Here is a 20580-nt window from a genome sequence, read left to right on the forward strand (position 1 = left end):
GACTTCAAACGATAGACGAAATGTTAGCCGTCTATTTCAGGAACTGCTTTTTCGATTCTTCGGAATCGACTTTGAAACCAAGTTGCCCGCGTAGATCATCAATCTGATCGCGGTACTCGTCCAGTTCTTGTTGCCCCATCACGTGGGGGGAGTTGCTGAGTGGCCATGGTTTTCCGTCGACTTCAAGGATGACCCGCATGCGGTAATCATCCTTCAGGTTCCCCGCGACGAAGCGGTGACCGACGTCCAACCGCAGGTCCGTGATGCGTTCCGTGGAAAGGGTTCGCCAGCTCAGACCGAATAGCGAGATGCGTTTCCAGTAAACTCGTCCTTCGCTCAGGTTGAACTGGGCTCTGGTAAAGTTGCTCACGAGCGACATGATCAATCCCATGAAACCAAACACACCGAGCAGAAACCAGGTCGCCACTCTGGGAGAAGAGTCAAAGGGGGAGTTCACCTCGTCAGTGATTTCGGGGGGCAGCAGCCCTTGGTCGTCCAGGTTGAGCACGAAATAAAAGAACATGCACCACATTGCCGCCGCCGCGATCGCCGCAATCGGGTTGAAGTCGATCAACCGAACACCGTCGGGAGTCTGTTTAATACGCAGGGATTTCATCAGCTCTGACCAACAGTGGGATTGAGGGCGGCCTCGTTAAAAGCGGCAGCGTTGAAGGAGTCGTTGAAGTGTACAAGTATGCTTCATGGTTCCGTGGACGCAAGCGAAAAATGAAAGGCAGAACCTGTTCATCTGTTTTGATGTTCGGCGGGTCGCTTCCCTGATTATTCCGACTACAATAGACCCACAGCGGTTTACTCGCTTTATTGAAGCCCGCGTAGATGACAACTCAGGACAGGAACGCATGAAAATGATCTGGTGGATACTCTGGTTGATTCTGGTTCTCGTGCTTCTGTTGTTCGCACTCGGTCTCTATTCCTGGTGGCCTCCACGATCCGGTCTGGTCGATGGAAAGCTGCGTGACTGTCCCGCTTCACCGAATTGTGTTTCCTCCCAGGCCCCGCCGGGTGAATCGCATTATGTCTCGCCACTTGCCTATCGAGACGGAACCCACGAAGAAAACCGAGCCCGGTTGAAACGAGTCCTCAAATAATTTCCCCGCGTCCAGATTCTCTCCGATACCGACAGTTACCTGCACGCCACCTTCGCTTCCGCTCTGTTTCGTTTCACCGACGACGTGGAGATTTTATTCAATGAGGAAGCCCGTCAAATCGAAATTCGCTCCGCCTCCCGAGTCGGTTACGGTGACATGGACGCCAACCGAAACCGGGTCGAAGAGATACGAAAACGATGGAACGCCGCACCAGAGTAAGCCGACCCTCGCGAAGTTCATCAGTCTCCCCAATGGGTAGCCCGGACAATCACGAAGTGTTATTCGGGGAGCGCAGCAACATTAAGCGCTGAGGTTAGGAAACGATGATGCCTTCAGTTTCGTAGTGCTCAAGCGACCGATCAATTTCGGGGTATTGCATCGTGTTTATTTGAAACACGAAGTCACGAAGACACGAAGACACTAAGGGATCACAAATAATTGATACAGTGAGGAAGAGTACGGGAACGTTTCTGCGACGAATGATTTCTTGAAACCAATAAGGGATTTGGATATCGTCGAGCCTCGGTGATCGGAGGTCGGCATGTTACTTGCCCCAACCCTTTGTGTCCTTAGTGACTTTGTGTTTCAAAAATGAATTTGCATGTCACCTGGCTTTGATCAATTGTCAAAGAGGAAGGTTAGGCACTGCCTGACTGACGGGAACGTGATTCATTATCTGAAGTAGTAAAACATGTTCTCATTATATTCTTTCTTGAATCTCTCCCGAGTGTCGATTTCAATAGATAAGGTTTGTTCGGTCAGGTACCCGAATTCGTCATAATGGCGAGCGAGTTCGATGAAATCGCGCGTCCAGACAGCAACTTTGTCTTTCTTAATAACCCGCCGTTTCTGCTCTTCGGTATGGACCATGAATACGACCCGTCGACCAAACCGAAGTATCTTCCAAAGTGACGGATGACCAATCCGTTCGACAAGACTTTCAAGTTCCCGATTGGCGATACTATCACAGACATCGTTTAGGGCCACTGTGAAAAAGTTATTGCAGATTACCGAACCAATTTTTAAAATATCGTTTCTCTGAAAATATCGAATCTTCACCTTGCCCGATCCAACTATTCGAACGACGATTTTGGGAAAATCCAACTCTTCTCGCACGGATTCCAGAATTTCTTTAAGCTTCGCCGTGATTGCCATTGCGTCATATTTCTCGACGCCAGCGCAGGAACCGTTTGGCCAAATATCACTGATCGACTTGCAACCGTTCGGGTATTGGAAGATGACTTGCAGAAAGACCTGATCTTCAAATGGCTGATATAATTCAATATTCAGCGGCCGGGCTCCGTAGGTTTGTCCGACCCACTCCGCTAACAAATCCATCACCGGATGCATCTCGGCCTTACCCTGCCGAATGAGTTTGGTGTTGATGTAATCGGGATCATTACTAGTGATCATGGTATGTCCACACGCCGGTCAAGTAGTGAGGAGAATGAAAGAGTCTTCTGTATCTACTAACCAGATACCGGTTCAGCTTAAAAGTTTCACTCTTGTGTTTCGCAGAGCATTCTAAAGTAGGTCAGGCATTGCCTGACTTACTTGATTGATTACACTGGAATCAAAATCCTGCTGATAAGGGCCCCATAGATGAAAGACTTTTATCCTGCCACATACACCGACGAGAGGGGTGTTGAAAATACGGTGATCGAGAATGACGGAGAAACTCTTCGCGTCACGATTCGCGGGGTTACATTTATGGGGCCAGATTTCGATAGACTCGCTCCCTCCGAAGAGTCAACTCCTGAACAGTTGGGATATTTCTCATTAGGACCGGACAGTCTATGTGCTTGTCGCATCATCTTTATGATGCCGATTTCTATCTATAACTGCGGCGATAATTCAGAAGGCTCCTTGAAAATCGAAGTCAGAATCGATGACCCGAATAGTAACGATGCGCTCGAGTACTATCAGACTCGGATCAGATTGGATTGCGACCAAGGTGAATTTACCAGCTCCGGCAAGGGTCGCGATTTCGAGAGTGAGCTGCTTGAAATTCAATCTCTGCTGCCCGCAGGCTTTTACATGCGTCTGTGCATCAATTGTTTGTTTTCCGACTATAGCCCATTCGGCAAGAGTCAGTTTGGTGACTTGATGTGTTATCGCAATAAGAAAGCCGATTATCTGAAGGTCAAAAACAAAGTCGACTATTTTTCTTTGGGATTCGTCTGCGACCGGAAAGTGCAGGAAACCTACTTATGCCCTGAGTTCGAGAGGCGGGTTCCAGGAACTGGATATCGTATATAATGCAGTTCCTGGAAGAACGTCCTTCCCCGCTCACCCCTTAATTACCAAATTCACCATCCGGCCTGGGATCGCAATACATTTCACGATCGTTTTGCCTTCGAGGTTTTTTTGAACTGTTTCGTCGGCCATCGCTAAGGCTTCCATCGTTTTGGGATCGACGTCGGCGGGGACGGTGATTCTGGAACGGACTTTGCCGTTGATCTGGATGGGGATTTCAACCGTTGATTCGGCGATGAGGTCTTCGTTGTATTCGGGCCAGGGTTCGTAGGCGAGGGTCTCTTTATGGCCGAGTGCTTGCCAGACTTCTTCCGCGAGGTGCGGGGCGAAGGGGCTTAAGAGAAGGGCGAACGGTTCCAGCAACGCGCGGGGACGTGGGTCCTGCTGGCTGAGGGCGTTGGTGAACTCCATCATGCGGCTAATTGCCGTGTTGAACGAGAGCTTTTCAATGTCCTCAGTGACGGCCTTGATCGTCTTGTGAAGAATGCGGAGCTGGTCGGCATCGGGTTCGACATCCTGCACCGCTGCGGCGAGTTTAATCTCTTCGGCCCGGTCGTCGATGTACATTCGCCAGACACGGCTGAGGAATCGGTAGACCCCTTCGACTCCACTCATGCTCCACGGTTTGACCTGTTCGAGCGGTCCCATGAACATCTCATAGAGCCGCAAGCTATCGGCACCGTAACTGTCAACGACCTCATCCGGGTTGATCACGTTGCCGCGAGACTTCGACATCTTGAACGCACGGCTTTCGATGACGACGGTCGGATCTGCTTTGAGAACAAAGCTGTCCCCTTTCTTTTCGACATCATCGGCGTTCACCACGACTGACTGTGACTGCGGATCTTTCGCGGCTTCTGCGGAACTGATCCAGTTGCCGTTGGCATCTTTGTGACCGGTAAGTTCGGCTTCGCCGAGAATCATGCCCTGGTTGACGAGCTTGTAGAACGGTTCGGGTGTGTGGACATGCCCCCGGTCGAAGAGAACCTTGTGCCAGAACCGGGCGTAGAGCAAGTGTAATACGGCGTGCTCGGCACCACCGATGTAGAGGTCGACCGGCATCCAGTATTTTTCGATTTCCGGGTCGATCATATGGTCACTGTTTTTCGGATCGCAATAGCGCAGGAAGTACCAGCAGGAACCGGCCCATTGCGGCATACTGTTCACTTCTCGCTTGAGCCGTTTGCCATCGTGGTCGGTTTTGTACAACCATTCTTCCGGCGCAGTCGAGAGGGGTGGTTCGGGCGTACCGGTGGGTTTGTAGTCGGTGAGTTCGGGAAGATCGACGGGAAGGTCTTCATCTTCCACCACCCGCATGAGGCCCGTCTCTTCGTCGTTTGCATCGAGCTCGTGCCAGATGGGGAAGGGTTCGCCCCAGAAGTGTTGGCGCGAGAAGAGCCAGTCGCGCAATTTGAAGTTCACCGCTTCGTTACCGAAGCCATGTTGATGCAACCACTGCGTGATTTTCTGTTTGAATTCAGCGGTCGGAGTACCGTCCCACTCGCCACTGTTGATAGCGGTTCCCTCACAGGCAACCGGATAGCGTTCTTCGCCGTCAACAGTTTGTTTGAGAGCGAGTTCGTCTTTGGTCGGTTTGTAATTCTGAGGTGGTTCGACAACCGGGATGATCGGAATGTCAAACGTGACGGCGAATTCCCAGTCGCGCAGGTCATGCGCCGGAACGGCCATGATGGCCCCGGTGCCGTAACTGATGAGCACATAATCGGCGACCCAGATTGGCACCTTCGCTCCGTTGACCGGGTTAAGTGCGTAGGCACCGGTAAAGACGCCCGATTTGCCTTTGGCGAGGTCGGTCCGGTCGAGGTCGCTTTTGAGAGAAGCGACTTTGCGATACTGGTTGACCTCGTCCTGCTGCTCCGGCGTCGTCAACTTGTCGACTTGCGGATGCTCGGGCGCGATGACCATATAGGTCGCCCCGTAAAGCGTATCGGGCCGCGTGGTGTAAACACGGAGAACATCTTCCTGTTGTTCCGACGGGAAGCTCTCGCGGTTGTGTTTCCATTGCTCAAATTCAGATTCCAACTGGGCGGGATCGCCCGAACCGATGAAGAAGTCGACTTCGGCTCCGGTGCTTTTGCCAATCCAGTTGCGCTGGAGAAGTTTGATCGACTCGGGCCAGTCGAGTTCTTCCAACTCATCGGCGAGACGATCCCCATAGGCGGTGATCTTGAGCATCCATTGGCGCAAGGGAACGCGCTCGACCGGATGGTTTCCCCGTTCCGATTTGCCGTCGATGATTTCTTCATTGGCGAGAACCGTACCGAGAGCGGGGCACCAGTTGACGGGAGCTTCGTGTTGATATGCGAGTCGTTGTTTATCCTGATACCGACGCACAAAGTCGGGGCCAGCCTGCGAGACTTCCTGCGGGATGGGAAGGTCAACAATGTGGCGGCCTTTTCCTTTACGTTTCTGTCCGTCGGGGCCGGTCCATTCGTAGTCCGGGTCGTACCAGGTATCAAAGAGCTGAAGGAAAATCCACTGCGTCCAACGGAAGTACTCGACGTCGGTGGTGGCGACTTCCCGTGACCAGTCATAGGAGAAACCGAGCATCTTGAGCTGACGACGGAAGGTGTCGATGTTCTTCTTCGTCGTCTCGCGGGGAGGCGTGCCCGTTTTGATGGCGTGCTGTTCGGCCGGAAGTCCAAAGGCATCCCAACCCATCGGATGGAGGACGTTTTTTCCGAGCATGCGGTTGTAGCGGCAGACGATGTCGGTCGCGGTGTACCCTTCTGGATGGCCGACGTGCAACCCGTTCCCTGAGGGGTAAGGGAACATGTCGAGGACATACAACTTATCCCGGTTGGGATCGGGGCCTTCACAGACGAAGGTTTCGTTTTTGTCCCAGTATTGTTGCCATTTCGGCTCTATTTTTTTTGAATCGTAGCGGGGCATGTCGGTCTTCAGCTACAGAGAGTTTAAAGGTGTAAAAGCGGGAACGGTATTCGGCGATGTAACCCATTGTCGACAGAGAAGTTATCGGTTTTTTGCCGGTCGAGGTTCTTTTGAGGGGGAAAGGCGGTGCCGAACCGGGTTACAGTGTATTGCGGTCGGCCTGTTTTGCCAACCAACCTGTAATATCGCATTCCAGTTAACCGTAGTGTGTTCTGGCGGCGTAGCCTCCTGTTTTCAAGGGCTTTTCGGGGTCGAGAGTCGCCACTCTAATCCTGAGCAGGATCTTGTGAGAAGAGGTGGGGCAGGGCCGGGCGTAGATCAATCCAACCGAGTGGAGATTACGCTGAAATCACGCATAGGCGTAGTGCCAGAGATAGCAAGAAAGAGAGAATCAGCATCATGAATTCAGCATCACCGGAAATGGGACGTGGTTGGGGACGACGTTCGTTTTTGCAATCGACATTGTTAGGAGCGGGCGCAGCCTTAATGGGTTCGCCCCAAATTTCCTCGGCTGCAGAACCGGTGACCCGGAATGGGCAGTCGCATTTCAAAATCAGCCTGGCAGCGTACTCGTTCCATCGGCACCTTGTCCGCGACTGGACTCCCGAAACGCAGGCCAAAGCGGAGATGACTCTCGACGATGTCATCAAGTTTGCGGCGGAGCAGAATCTGGATGGGGTCGAACTGACCAGCTACTACTTTCCGAAAGAGGTGACGAACGAGTACCTGATGCATCTCAAACAGTTAACATTCCGCCTGGGGCTGGACATCTCTGGAACGGCGATTGGGAATGACTTCGGTTTGGTCGAAGGGGAAGCACGCCAGGAACAACTCGCTTACACCCGCAAGTGGATCGACCATGCCGCGACGATGGGTGCCCCGGTCATTCGTATCTTCGCCGGTAAAACTCCCAAGGGAGATACCGACTCGGCCGCGATTGCCCGCTGTGCGGCAGGGATTAATGAATCACTCGATTACGCCGCCGAGAAGGGGGTCTTCCTCGCGCTCGAAAACCATGGCGGGATTACGTCGACCTCTCCACAGATGCTGTCGATCATCAGTCAGGTTAAAGACTCGCCTTTCTTCGGTGTGAACTTCGACGGCGGCAACTTCCGTACGGCTGAACCTTATACCGACCTCGCGGCGATTGCCCCTTACGCGGTGAACGCTCAACTGAAGGTCTCGCTGCATCCCGAAGGAAAACCACGCGAGCAAGCGGACTACATTCGGACGTTACGAATTCTGAAAGAGGCCGGATACCGGGGTTACATCGTACTGGAGTACGAAGAAAAAGAAGATCCACGGGAATCCATTCCCGCCGTGCTGGACGAATTACGCGCAGCCATGGCGGAAGTCTAATCCTGAAATACACCCATACGATGTCGACCACTCACAATTCATTTCTGACTTACACATCTTCTGACAACCGAAAGAAAGGTGCTGACCATGCGCAGCCGACAACTTCTTTGGGGATTGCTGTTCTGTTTTCAGTTTCTGGGGTCACCCTCAATACTTCGTGCCGCTGATCCGGCTGAGGGTTTGGCGATCATCGATTACGTTGAGAAGCAGCCATTTGTGGCGGCAACCAAGCGATTGGTGGAAGCCCTCGAATATGTAGGGACTCCACTCAGTGAAGCCGAGCTACAGAAGCTCGAAGCCGCTTATAAAAACAAAGATGCCCGTGGGGCGGTGATGGAGATTCAACAGATTCTGGATCCACATACGTTGATTGGGGTGAAGATCAACGCTGAAAGCCGGGTTTCCGTCAGTACAGGACCGGCACCGAAAGAGCTGATCGAACAGGGGTGGCGAACTTTTCTTGTTAAGGTCAACAACGACGCCGGAATTACACCGAAGCTGGTTCCAGAGAGTCCGAATGATCAACCCGTTTACGAGCGCGGACGAGGTTCACGCGAACGGCCCCAGACTGATCAGGATCTGGTTGACCCGGAAACGATTCCGGATCGATTTCTGTCAGTGGAAATGTTTGACAAGCAACCGTTGATGCCGAAGCTCTCCGGGTTAGCCGTTGAGTACCGCATCATGCAGTTAAACAGTCGCGACGCGGGAAAACGGGAAGCCAAGATCGGGTTTAATGTGGGGCAGGGAACGCAGGACATAGGTTTTCGTAATGAAGTCTCTGTGTTGTTTACCTGTCTGCCGGCGACGAAGGTTACCTTTGATGTGAAAGATACCGATGGCAAACCTTGCCTCGCCTCGTTCGTGATTAAAGATGATCAAGGACGCGTCTATCCCAACCCGGCCAGACGACTGGCTCCGGACTTTTTCTTTCATGATCAAATCTATCGGGGCGATGGGGAATCGGTTCCGCTACCTCCGGGTAACTATTCCGTGACCTATCAACGTGGTCCGGAGTATCTGATTCAAACCAAACAGGTTGAAGTCAAAGCAGGAGTCAAAGAGCAAACAGAAAAGTTTGAACTTAACCGCTGGACTTATGCGGCGAAAAGAAATTGGTACTCGGGCGATCATCACGTTCATGCAGCCGGATGTTCCCACTACGACAGCCCAACGGAAGGGGTTACCCCCGCGGACATGATGCGGCACATTCTGGGCGAAGACTTGAATGTCGGTTGTGTGCTGACTTGGGGGCCTTGCTGGTACACTCAAAAACAGTTCTTCGAAGGCAAAACGAATGAGCTTTCTACCGAAGACTATTTGATGCGGTACGATGTCGAAGTCAGCGGGTTTCCTTCCTCGCATGCGGGTCACCTTTGCCTGTTGCAACTGGCAGAAGACGATTATCCTGGGACCGAAGTTCTCGAAGACTGGCCGACCTGGACCGTTCCGGTACTCAAATGGGGAAAAGAGCAGGGAGGCGTCGTCGGTTACAGCCATAGCGGTTGGGGATTGGCGTTGCCCGACTATGATGATCGCGGTCGACGAATTCCCAACAAAAAAGGAAAAGCGGCCGACAAACTCCCCGACTACGCGATGCCTCCCTTCGATGGCATTGGGGCGAATGAATATATCGTCGCCGTGAACGAAGGTGTTTGTGATTTCATCTCGGCAGTAGATACCCCCAGTGTTTGGGAACTTAATATCTGGTATCACACGCTCAACTGTGGATATCGGACCGTCATCAGTGGCGAGACCGACTTCCCCTGTATCTATGGTGACAAGGTAGGCCTTGGCCGGATCTATGTGAAGCTGGATGAGGATCAACCTTTGAACTTTGCGAACTGGGTACACGGTCTTAAGGATGGTCGCAGCTACTGCACCGACGGACTAAGCCACGTCTATGACTTCCAGGTCAACGGTACCCCAGTGGGGGAAGCGGGTGAGAGCGGACACTTGAGCGAAGTCGCCCTCGCTAAACCGGGTGAAGTGGAAGTGAAGTTCGACGTTACTGCCCTGTTGCAAGCGGAGCAACCCAACGAAGAGTCGGAACGGATTCGTGGGAAACGGTTGGATGAAAAACCGTACTGGCACCTGGAGCGGGCGCGAATTGACGAGAGCCGCAAAGTGCCCGTGGAAGTGATCGTCAACGGGTACCCGGTTCACTCGCAAGAGATCGAAGCGGATGGCGAGATCAATAGCATTACCGTTCCTGTCGAAATCAAACATTCGAGTTGGGTTGCGGTACGAATCTTTCCGTCGGTACACACAAATGCGGTCTTCATAAAAGTCGGCGATCAACCTATTCGTGCCAGTCGCCGCAGTGCCGAATGGTGCCGCGAAGCCGTCGACGTTTGTTGGGAATCCAAAAAAGGTCGCTTCCGCGAGAGCGAAATGGAGGCCGCTGATGCCGCCTATCAACGAGCGCGAGAAGCATACGACAAGATAATCGCCGACGCAGTCGCAGAGTAAACTGCTGAAGAACAAAAGGGTGGCCCAGACAATCGCGTCAGCGATGTCTGGGTTGCGTAGCAACACTCAAGTGATGAATAGAATTCGATGAAAGACGCTCCGTGAGACCTTTCTCGTCATAGAACATTCTACGCTTAAGTGTGCCTGCGGCACCCAGACAACTCCTCGAGATTGTCTGGGCCACCCCGGAGGAATTATCTCGCTTTTCGAGATTTGGAGACGTCCCCGTTTTCTTCTGAATCCTCGCTGACTCTCCAGACATAGAGGCCCTTCAGATTCTGACCTGTGGCGAAGATAAATTTCCCGTCGTGCGAAAAAGCGGCATCGGGAACATAATCGTCTGTAGTAACGAACGAGCGAATGGTGTCACCCGTCCGGGCATCGTAGAGCACTCCATTGATTCTCACCTCTTTGGAGAACTTTTTCTCCATCCCTCCGACCACGAGAATTTGGGAACCATCGGGCGAATATCGCGCGGTGGAGATGTTCCACGGAAAATCCAGCGTTCGCGTGCATTTGCCGGTGGTCGTATCCCAGACTCCGACGTCAAATTTGTTGTTGCTCTCGACATTCAAAAAATACTGACCATCGGGTGACCAGGAATTCTTTGATTCGAATTGCACCGGGTCCGTATAAGGACTGAGGCTATCAGTCCCTTCAAGCGTGCAAACAGGTTTTCCAGTGCGGGTCTCCCAGATTTTATAATCGTATGATTCCGTTTGCGCGTCTCTTGCGGCGAATCGGAAGCCATCAGGAGAGAAGTAAATTCGATCAAAGCACGGGACGGTAATTTCGTGAATTCGATCTCCAGAAGTGGAATCGTAAACACGAATTAGTTGGGTGAGTTGATCTGCAACCCTCTTTTGCGCGAACAGAGATTTACCATCATTTGAAAATTCAACGAATCGCTCTCCCTCCTCGGGCTGACGCAGAAGTTCGTCACCAGGATAGCTTCTCAGGGAGTACATACCCTCTCCCTTTACATCGGAAAGATAGCGCAAGCGATTGCGGTTGATGGGCACAGCTCGTGGTTGGGATGCGTTGAAGAATACTTGCTGATTACTTTGATGGTCGGGATCCAGAAGTCTCAGGAACTGGATGTCTTCTCGACTTGGAAGAAAGAGCTCCAGCGGCATTTTTGATTTATTGAAGAAGGAAAAAAGAGGCTTCTTTCTTGGGTGATTAGTGGGTGGGCGAAAGTGGATTTTTTCGATCTCGGGCCGAATGACAATCCCGTGAATCTTGTTTTCCGCCTGTTCGGTTTCGGATGCTGTCTCATCGGCTTCGAGAACCGGTGCCAGAAGCATGCAAATCGATAGGAAAAGCAGGCTTGAGGTCCATAGAGGTTTCCGACAATGCTGTCTTAAATCAGTTCGCATCTCCGTCTCTCCCATTATTATTCGCTGGTAAGTTGGCTCAGACAAAGTAGAATCGAGGATAGTGAGCGGCTTGGCGAATCTCCTTGCGAGTACCGAGTCAGGCTCTGCTAATTTCTAATGAACACATCATGAAGAATGATAATTGAATCTCTATTAACCATCTAGGTCAATTTCTTCGCACATAGACTGGCTTCTGTCTGTCATTTTCGAGATTTCGGCCTCTCCGCTCCTCGTTTCTCCTGCTTTCTGAAAAGGAGCTCGGCGCTCTCATGCTTACCGTTTCTGTCATTCCCACTTCCCGCAGATTGGCGGCGGCTGATTTGTTGAATGCGTCGCATCACTGCGATGTGATCGAGCTTTGCCTCGATCATCTCATCAAAGAACCCGATGTCGGTAAGCTGGCGCACACGGTGGAGACACCGATGATTATCTCCTGCCGGACACCAGAAGAGGGAGGCGCATTCAGTGGCTCGTCTGCGGAGCGGGTGCAGATGCTTAAGCTGGCGATTGTGGCAGAACCCATGTATGTTGAACTCGATACGTCGATTGCAAGTTCGATACCCCGTTATGGGAAGACGAAGCGGGTCGTCAGCGTTCGTGGTTCGCGGTGGAGTAGTGAGGAATGGCAGAGTGCTTATCTAGAAGCTGCAAATCAGGATGCTGATTATGTCAAACTGGTTACCGAAGCACACACGCTGGAAGAAGCGTGGCCCCTGTTGAAACTGCTTACGGGAAAACAGACTGTGCCGATCATTCCCGTAGTGGAAGGAGCGGCGAGCCTGATGTTCTCTCTTCTAACGAAGAAGTACGGGTCGCCCTGGACCTATGCCGCGCTTGAGCCCGGCCGCGAGTCTTTTCCAGGACAACCGTCGGTCTGGGACTTGCGGGATGTTTATCAAATTCAGGAGATCAATTCCAAAACACGTTTCATGGGGATGGTTGGATTCGGAGACATTCAAAACAGAGTTGCACGGACGCTGAACCGGGCTTACGCGGCCCACGATCATCACCTTTGTTGTTTGCCGTTTCTCATTGGTCAGGATCATTCACATCTGGAAAAACTACTCAACGCGTTGAAGATCCATGCGCTTCTCATCGGCTCCGAGATGGCAGTGGCGATGTCCGGTTTTGCTAATGAACTGGACGAGTCGGCGCAGCAGTCGAAATACTGTGACCTACTGATTCAGCATGAGGGCCAGTGGAAAGGGTATAACTTTATCTGGCGAAGTGTGCTGCGGGGACTGGAAGATGTTTTGCAGCAGGATGAGCAGGACCCTCGACCACTCAACAGACGGAATGTGATTGTTGTGGGGGCGACCGGCATGGCGCAGGCGGTTGCTTTTGGCGTGCAGCGGCGAAAGGGAATTCTCAGTCTGTCCTCTCCCAAAGAACAAGAGGGACAGCGGCTCGCAGAAATGTTCGATTGCCGTCATGTTCCGTTCCATGCGATTTACGAAACCCTGGCAGACGTCATCATTCTGGCCGATGCGGAAGTCAGTTCGGGAGCAGGTCGGCAGGAATTGAATCCATCGTTCTTCCGTCCGAATATGGTCGTCCTCGATCTGACCAATATGCCGGAGCTCTCCCTGCTTGGTAAGGGAGCGGAAGAGCATCAGAGTAAAATCGTTCCCTGCGACGGTATCTTCTTCGACCTGATCCGCGCCTGGTATAAAGCGACCACGGGAGATCGGCTTGAACAGGACGAAGTCCGCGAACTGTGGAAACAGGATGAGTAAGTCATCCTGATTCCAGTCGCGATGCCGAAGTTATTTCAGCGAAGAAAGGTACTCCAGCAAGTCGGCCGCTTGTTCTGCGGTCAGGTCGCGGAACATTTGCTCGGGCATGAGCGACTTCTTGTGTTCTTCGACAAAGTCGATTTCGTCTTCGGGGACGGTGTGGTCTTTGAGTTCATTGTCTCGAACGACAATCCCATCGGGTCCCCGATTGACAATCATCCCTGAGAAAACCAAGCCGTCCTCGTTACCGACGATGTACCCTTTGTACTTGTCCTCGATTTTTTTTGACGGTTCCAGAATGCTTTCCAGGATCTGCTCACGAGTGTATTTCTCACCGATCTTCGCGAGGTCTGGTCCAAGCGCTGGTTTGTCTTCACCGACGGTATGACAGTTTCGGCATTGAATGCCAGCAGTCCGGGTGAAGAGTTCCCGACCACGGTCTACGTTGCCGGGCTGAGCCAGCAGAGTGGCGATATCGAAATCGGTACCGAGCCGTTTCAGGCGAAGTTCTTCTGGTAGAAATCGCTCGAAGAGATCACGTGCGGCGGCGAACGAGCCACCTGTGGCGACGGTTAACATCTTGTCATCAATTCCGGGCAAGAACTGATCTTGCTCGTAAGCGTGCAGTGCCTGCATGGCACCTGTGGGCGTCGACAGCAGCGACTCCAGCATTGCCTGGACTTCAGTTTCAGGAGCATTTGGGGAATCAGTCAGGAATTGAATCGTATCTTTGTTCTGCTGCTGCAGTGAGATTGTTTCAAAGGAAGGATCAGGTGTGTCTGCGTCTGACTCCAATGTCAAAATCCAGTCGTGCAGGAACTGACGCGCCTGAGGATCGACCTGATGGGAGCCGACTTGGGGCATGTGCCCACTTCCCATTTTTGAAAGGCGATAGAAGAGCACAGACCTTGAGGGTTCGCCGGGTGCGATAAGCAGTCCATCTGCTAGATCGAACGTACCTTGCAGGGGTTTAACACCGATGATGTTGGTATAGCGATCAGGTTTGTTCAGCTCCAGTTCCATTTTCGCGTTGCCACCACCATCTTTCACGTGGCAATGAGCGCAGTTGATATGCAGATAAGAACGGGCTCGCATGTGCAGGTCGGCAGATTCATCGTAGGGGTTAACTAATGAAAAATCCCAAGTTTTTGTTACTTCCGCTTTGGTTGGTTTGCGAGGGGTGCTCCGTTCGGCGAGGGTTGGAATACGAGCCGACTCCACCTTGGGAGGAGCAGGGCGTTCCGCCTTGGTTGCCTGACGCGGTTCCTTGAAGAAACCGAGGTCATTGAACATTGTGATCTGACTGACCAATTTTCCATCGACTTCGCGCTCGATATCAAGCTGAAGTGAATTCAAGCTGAGGACGAATTTGGCCTGTCGAGAGTGGCAGGACATGCACTCGGCGCGACTGGGAATGTTCCAGGTCCGTTTGCGAGTCTGGCCAGTATTCAGCGGGTCGGCTTCGGATAATTCGACCTTACGACCGTTCTTTTCCACCAGGGTGGCTTCGGTTTGTTCGTCGTTCCAGAGATAAGAATAGCCGAGCCATTCGTTTTCCTGACGGGTCAGGAGTCGCGTTTCAACGCGAGTTTGCTTCCCCGGTTCGAGTTCGAGTGTCAGCGTTTGGAGGGCGACAGCGCCATTCTGGAAGTCCCATCCATTCCATTTCGATTCTTTGATCCAGTCGTTGCCGGGAATGGCGAGCCAAAGTTCTTCTTTCGCTCCGTCATGAAAACCAGGAGCGACTGTTTCATACTTCACGACTCCAGCAGCCGGTTTGTTTTCCGGAACAGATTCGTATAAACCGGTCGCAGAGAGTGTCTTAGGGAAATCGACCTTGTGATCGACATACGGGTTTGGTTCCAGCTGTAATAGAATGCCGTCGGCGTAATCGACCAGGAAGAGGTCATTCTGATGGTCGAGGCCAAAGGTGGCTATGCTGTAAGACGAGTCCGCTAATTCTTCGTTCCAGGTTACTTCTCCATCGACGTAACGCAGTCCCCAGACTTTTCCTGTGGCATAGTCGCAGTAGATGTAGGCTTCCTGCAGTTCCGGAAGATCCGGTCCGCGATAGACGTACCCGCCCGTAATCGAACGAGACTCGGTGTGGTGGTGTGAAGCAATCGGTTTGGTGATTTCGGAAGGCCCTTTTTCTCGTTCAGGAATGAAGGGAAGCCCACCTTCGGTAGCACTCCAACCGTAGTTGGCACCTTTCTTACCGACGTGAATCATTTCCCAGACATCCTGGCCCACGTCGCCGATGTAGAGTGTGTTGGTCGGCAGGTCCCAGTCCATACGCCAAGGGGCTCGCAGGCCATAGGCCCATAGTTCGTGACGTGCTTCCGGAATATGATTAAAAGGATTGTCTTCAGGAATCGAGTAGGCCTGGCCTTCTTCGTAATTGTCGACGTCGAGTCGCAGGATACCGGCTTGCAGGTCAGTGATGTCCTGGCCCGTCACGTTGACGTCGGAGCCCGTAGTTCCATCCCCGGTTGAAATGTAGAAATATCCATCCGGTCCGAAAGTGATGCCGCCGCCGGTATGACCGCGTGATTTCCAGCTGACAATCATCCGTTCGGAATTGGGATCGATTTTGGCGTTCTCGCCTTCCTGCATCTTGAACTCGTAGACTTCGATTCGCTCTGAGTTATCAACTTGTTTGGTTCGAACTTCGACGAAGAGGTATAAGCGTCTGTTCTCAATGTAGTTCGGATGGAACGTGATGTTGTATGGGTCACGTCGCAACTTCGGTGTATGAATGTTGAAGACTTCCGTTAGCTCTGTCCCTTTGGTTCCATCTTCAAACGCGACGATCTGACCGCCGAATTGAACCACAATCATTCGATTGGTTCCTGGTTCTGCCACCATCGCGACGGGTTCATCGAACTTCAACTGCGGATAAGCGCGTTTTAGCCGGTACGGTTTCGGTGGTTCTGGAGAACCGATCACATTGGAGGTGGTGAGCGGAACGCGTTCTTTCAGCTGGAACAGGTCGCTGACAGGTTCTTCAGCCATGGTGACTGCCAGGGGCAGACTTGTCAGCAGAAATAGAACCAGAATGGTGACGATGCCGTTTCGGTGACGCCGCATCGAAAGTCCTCTCAGATGATAGATTGAATCGGTAAGAATGTATGTCTGTGAAGGTTAGGGCTCGTTTTGAATTGAGCAGCCTTCTATAAATCGAGACGTTGTCTACGGATCAGATTGGGGGAGCGGCTTCTCTGTCAGCTGAATCAGCGGGCGTATCGGTTCTGAATGCAGGTTTGAAAAACCTGCCCGTCCAGTTATCGCCAGAAGGGCCGAATCGATTGGCAGATGAGCGGGAAGCGGAATCTTGGGATGGAAGTCGCATACAGAGGCCAGTGACGACCGTAAATACTAATGTGGAACTTCCAACATACCACCACCAATAGTCTCTTTTCAATTGTTCAATTGCCCATTGTACCGCTTTACCCAAGGGTCATTGAGAAGGGAGGTGTGAACAAAAGAACTGTATGTTCGTTGGTGTGCAGCATAAATCGCCGTTTCCATTCAGGAAAACTATAGCACAGAAATCGCAAAAATGAGCATTTTGGCTATCGGAGAAGGCGAGAGAAAGTAGATTCCCGTGGGCCCAAAAATGGGTTGTACCGTTTCCAACTTGTTGCTTCCGTTGGAGTTTCGCTTGCCTACTGGTATGGATGTCGCTTATTTTTGTGTAATTCTTTCCAGATTCAATAGGAATTCGAAAGACTCGCATTTCGGATATTCCGCTTTTGCTGTCTAATTCTCCGAGACGACCATCGATGTTCGCCTTCGTGTAGAAAGAAAACAGAGTGTTTCCGATTTTCAAGCCGGCGCGATTGCTCCGCAATCCTCACTTGCAGACGATCCTGCCTGCCTTCTTTACTGAACTGCTCCCCGCCTACGCTGCGCGCCAGCATCGGATTAATTTGTCTGATGGGGATCAGGTCGTGTTACACGATGATGAGCCAGAGCAGTGGCAGGATGGAGATCCGATCGTCCTGATGACGCACGGACTGACGGGGTCGTACCTGAGTTCCTACCTCGTCCGTCTTTCCGATAAACTGAACAAGATGGGATTTCGTACCTTCCGCAAAGACTTGCGGAACTGTGGCGCTGGCTTCGGGCTGGCAAGATTTCCCTATCATGCTGGACGATCTCAGGACTTGCTGGAATCGATCGAGTATATCCATCAGATGGCTCCCAACTCACCTATTTCGCTGGTCGGGTATTCCCTGAGTGGAAATATCGTCCTGCGTACATTGGCTGAAGATCCTGACAGCCTACCCGAACATCTGGTTACAGCGGTCGCCGTGAACCCACCCATCGATCTGCATCTTTCCGTGCAGGCGCTCGATTCAATACTGGGCCGGTTCTATGATCGCTACTTTACCAAACGGCTGATGAAACATATCCAACTGCTGAGCGAACACGATCCTATTCACGATCAGATCAAATTCGACAGAATTCCGCAGACAGTTTACGAACTGGATGATGCCTATACGGCTCCCATGTCCGGTTTCGATTCGGCGGAGCATTATTATGCGGAAACCAGTAGTCGGCAGATCATGAGTCAAATCCGCTTGCCCAGTCTGCTATTAACCGCGAATGACGACCCACTGATTCCCGTGAGGATGTTTGAGGGACTCGATACTCATCCGGCAGTCACCCTGCACGTTGCACCTCATGGCGGCCACTTGGGATACCGTGGAAAACGGGGGGGAGACCCTGACCATCACTGGATGGACTGGCGAATTCTGGAATGGTTGGACAAACATGGTCGCCCGAATCCGGAAAAACCTTCTGCTGTACCTGCTCCTCACCATCATCGCCGGAAAACCGAATGCCATTTGCAATCGGACTGCTAACGGCTTAAGGTAAATCAGTTGCCTGCGTAGGCAGAGCAATTATTGATCGACCAAATTTCTCAAACCTGCATGGCTATTGCCGGAGATGTCGCCGTTATGTTGCGCTCCCTGTCCTGTTTATGTGTTGGGCTTTCCTTAGTTCTGACCGGTTGCGAGTGGGGTTCTAACCAGGCTCTGCGAGGACGCCAGCTCGATCCCATTAAAGTGGGAAATGAAGCAGGCCATGATCATGGCGATGGGCATGACCACGATCATGATCATAGTGACTCCACCGCTGAGTGGGTCACCACCAATTCCGGATTGAAATATCGCATCCTTAAGGAAGGCAAAGGCAAAAAACCGGCCTCGTCCAATGAGGTCACCGTGCATTACCGCGGTTGGTTGGATAATGGGAAAGAGTTTGACAGTTCCTATGGTCGTGGTGAACCGATCAGCTTTCCTCTTACAGGCGTGATTCCTGGATGGACGGAAGGAATGACCTATGTTTCCGAAGGTGGAGAAATCGAACTGGAAATTCCGGCCAATTTAGGCTACGGAAGCCAACAGGCAGGTCAAATTCCGCCCAACTCGACTTTGCATTTTACGGTCGAGTTACTGAAAATTAAGTAAGCAGAATCTACTACAAATAAAAAGCACGTCGCTCCCGGGAACGACGTGCTTTTTTGTTTATCTTCTGCTTGCCAGGATAAACCGTAAGCGGAATAGTGAACCAGGATTATTCCTTTTTCTCTTCCGGCTTCGGTTCTTCTTTGGGTTTCTCTCCCGCGATCGCTGTCAGCCAGAGGTCCGAAGTTTGTTGTGACATCTCGCTGACGGTCGCGACGACCGGTTGAGCAGGGCCATCGACTTCACGCGTTTGTGGCTCGCTGTTTTCGGCGTTGGGCGTTTCGTTGGGGACAGTTTCTGTTAAGACGGGGACAGCAACGATTTCCAAGGGAGTCGAGGCAGTCAAATCATAAGGCGAGTTCAGTGCCAAGGTAACCTTCTTGGAGGAATCTCCTGTAGGCTCGGAAACGGGGGCTTCGACAGTGACTCCCTCGGGAAGTCCCTTGACGTCGAACCTTAGTTTCTGAGCGTAACCTCGTTTGCGTGTGATGGTGACTGGCAACTCCAGTTTTTCGCCACCTTTCAAAGTGAATTTGGTCGCGGCGACCGTCGCGTCGAATGCGGGTTCGGCTGGGATGATTTCCAAACGATAGACGAAGCGATACCCACCGAAATCGAATCGATCACGAACGTCGATAGTGTATTCGCCGTCTGCTGGAAACGTGAAGTCGAAATCAAAGTCGACATTGTCACGGGAGATGTCATCCACCTCTTTGAGAACTTTACCTTCGCTGTCGTAGATACGGACGAGCGGATCGAGGGGAAAGCCTTTCTCGCGTGAAGTCATGCGGATCTGGTACAGGCTCCCTTTCGCTGCTGTGAACTGGAAGCGGTCATTATCTTTGCGTTCGTGAATCTGGCCTGTAATCACTGCGGGAAGCGTGATTGCCTGAGGAGATTCTTTTTCGTTTGGTTCTCGCTCGATAATTTGCGGGTATTTTGTTTGTTCCAGTTCGACCACATTGGCGATCTGCTCGTGATGATACTTCACGGATGTCGCGTCTTCAGTGGGAGTTAACGTCACTTCGTGCAACTCGCGTGGCAGGTTCCAACCGAATAATTTGAGAGCGGTCGGTTCGCTGGCGGAAACAGACAGGGGCGTGGTGTGATCGACGTAAGGGCCGGTCGTCACCATCAGGCGGTAAGTGTAGTTGCTGGAACCGGAGAACGAGATCGACTGATTCGGTTTGGAGGGAAAGGAGAACAGACGCAGGTAATAATCGCCCGCTTCGGCAGCGGTGTAGACGGCCATGGGATCCACACCCAGGTCGTCGTCATATTGTTTCAGTACAAATCCACGAGGCGAGACGACCTGCATCACGGAGTCCATCGGCGAACCCATTCGCGAGTTGGCCTGCATGCGGGCCACGACGGTTTGTCCCGGTTCTAGGTGAACGCGGTAAACATCGACATCGGCCCCCGAGCTTAATACACCGTTGACGACTACTGTTTGAGGTTCGATGACAAAGGCTTCGTCCAGTTCGTTGTTCTTTTCCGTTTCCGTGACTTCGGGAATGGTGCCGATTTGAAACGGACGCAGGTTGGAAGCCCCTTCCGGAGTATGTAAACGAATCCAGGCAAAGCCCGGAGCGGCATTCTCAGGGATCGTGATCTTCAGCTGGTTTGGTTTTTCGCCCGGTTCGATTTGCAGATCATCACGGGATGACCAGACAGCGGCGTGCTTTTCTTTATCAGTCGTCCCTTCGATCATTACGACGACGGTCGTTCCGGCCTGTCCTCCCATGGGAACGAGGGCCTTGATCGCAGGAACGGCAGCATAGCTCGAGGTCGCCAGCGACAGGCTAAGTGCCACAGTGATTGATAAAGTCAATTTTAGAACGGAAGGCAGGTTCATCGTTATCGAGGTTCCAGGCGAGGT

12 protein-coding genes and 1 pseudogene are annotated in these 20580 nt (G+C 52.1%); 7 read left to right on the top strand and 6 right to left on the bottom strand.

Going from position 1 to position 20580, the window contains the following annotated elements; translation table 11 throughout:
- Window positions 1-31 precede the first annotated feature (31 nt).
- Complete coding sequence (locus Pla110_RS02425) at window positions 32-616, bottom strand: hypothetical protein (protein WP_144992829.1); 585 nt, start codon at window positions 614-616, stop codon at window positions 32-34.
- A gap of 250 nt (window positions 617-866) precedes the next feature.
- Between Pla110_RS02425 and Pla110_RS23060 the strand changes: the two are divergent.
- Window positions 867-1328, top strand: a pseudogene (locus Pla110_RS23060) (DUF1499 domain-containing protein).
- A 453-nt stretch (window positions 1329-1781) separates the two neighbouring features.
- Here Pla110_RS23060 and Pla110_RS02440 read toward each other — a convergent pair.
- Complete coding sequence (locus tag Pla110_RS02440; protein WP_144992834.1) at window positions 1782-2522, bottom strand: hypothetical protein; 741 nt, start codon at window positions 2520-2522, stop codon at window positions 1782-1784.
- Between the two features lie 189 nt (window positions 2523-2711).
- On the opposite strand from Pla110_RS02440, the gene Pla110_RS02445 reads away from it, so the two are divergent.
- Window positions 2712-3368: a DUF6304 family protein gene (locus Pla110_RS02445; protein ID WP_144992836.1), complete on the top strand. Its 657-nt coding sequence runs from the start codon at window positions 2712-2714 to the stop codon at window positions 3366-3368.
- Between the two features lie 30 nt (window positions 3369-3398).
- Here Pla110_RS02445 and leuS read toward each other — a convergent pair whose 3' ends face one another.
- Window positions 3399-6278 (bottom strand): leucine--tRNA ligase, encoded by a 2880-nt coding sequence (leuS, locus tag Pla110_RS02450; RefSeq protein ID WP_144992838.1) that lies wholly within the window; start codon window positions 6276-6278, stop codon window positions 3399-3401.
- A 399-nt stretch (window positions 6279-6677) separates the two neighbouring features.
- Here leuS and Pla110_RS02455 point away from each other — a divergent pair, with 399 nt between their 5' ends.
- Window positions 6678-7637 (top strand): sugar phosphate isomerase/epimerase family protein, encoded by a 960-nt coding sequence (locus Pla110_RS02455; RefSeq protein ID WP_231742850.1) that lies wholly within the window; start codon window positions 6678-6680, stop codon window positions 7635-7637.
- Window positions 7638-7724: 87 nt separating this feature from the next.
- A complete protein-coding gene (locus Pla110_RS02460; RefSeq protein WP_231742860.1) occupies window positions 7725-10109 on the top strand; it encodes a CehA/McbA family metallohydrolase in 2385 nt (794 codons plus the stop codon).
- Between the two features lie 194 nt (window positions 10110-10303).
- On the opposite strand, the gene Pla110_RS02465 is transcribed toward Pla110_RS02460, so the two are convergent.
- The gene (locus Pla110_RS02465; protein ID WP_144992840.1) at window positions 10304-11416 is read right to left on the bottom strand and encodes a WD40 repeat domain-containing protein; all 1113 of its coding nucleotides are present in this window, start codon (window positions 11414-11416) and stop codon (window positions 10304-10306) included.
- 341 nt (window positions 11417-11757) lie between these two features.
- Between Pla110_RS02465 and Pla110_RS02470 the strand changes: the two genes are divergently transcribed.
- The gene (locus Pla110_RS02470; RefSeq protein ID WP_144992842.1) at window positions 11758-13224 is read left to right on the top strand and encodes a type I 3-dehydroquinate dehydratase; all 1467 of its coding nucleotides are present in this window, start codon (window positions 11758-11760) and stop codon (window positions 13222-13224) included.
- A 30-nt stretch (window positions 13225-13254) separates the two neighbouring features.
- Here the strand turns inward: Pla110_RS02470 and Pla110_RS02475 are convergent, their stop codons facing one another.
- Window positions 13255-16314, bottom strand: coding sequence for a PQQ-dependent sugar dehydrogenase (locus tag Pla110_RS02475; RefSeq protein WP_144992844.1), 3060 nt, complete (start codon window positions 16312-16314; stop codon window positions 13255-13257).
- Between the two features lie 725 nt (window positions 16315-17039).
- Between Pla110_RS02475 and Pla110_RS02480 the strand changes: the two genes are divergently transcribed.
- Window positions 17040-18095: a YheT family hydrolase gene (locus Pla110_RS02480; RefSeq protein WP_144992846.1), complete on the top strand. Its 1056-nt coding sequence runs from the start codon at window positions 17040-17042 to the stop codon at window positions 18093-18095.
- Window positions 18096-18191: 96 nt separating this feature from the next.
- Window positions 18192-18704, top strand: coding sequence for an FKBP-type peptidyl-prolyl cis-trans isomerase (locus Pla110_RS02485; RefSeq protein ID WP_197440454.1), 513 nt, complete (start codon window positions 18192-18194; stop codon window positions 18702-18704).
- A gap of 106 nt (window positions 18705-18810) precedes the next feature.
- On the opposite strand, the gene Pla110_RS02490 is transcribed toward Pla110_RS02485, so the two are convergent.
- Window positions 18811-20556, bottom strand: a complete 1746-nt coding sequence (locus Pla110_RS02490; protein WP_144992850.1) for a PPC domain-containing protein — start codon at window positions 20554-20556, stop codon at window positions 18811-18813.
- Window positions 20557-20580: the final 24 nt, after the last annotated feature.

This window comes from Polystyrenella longa (genome assembly GCF_007750395.1).
Taxonomy (GTDB): Bacteria; Planctomycetota; Planctomycetia; order Planctomycetales; family Planctomycetaceae; genus Polystyrenella; species Polystyrenella longa.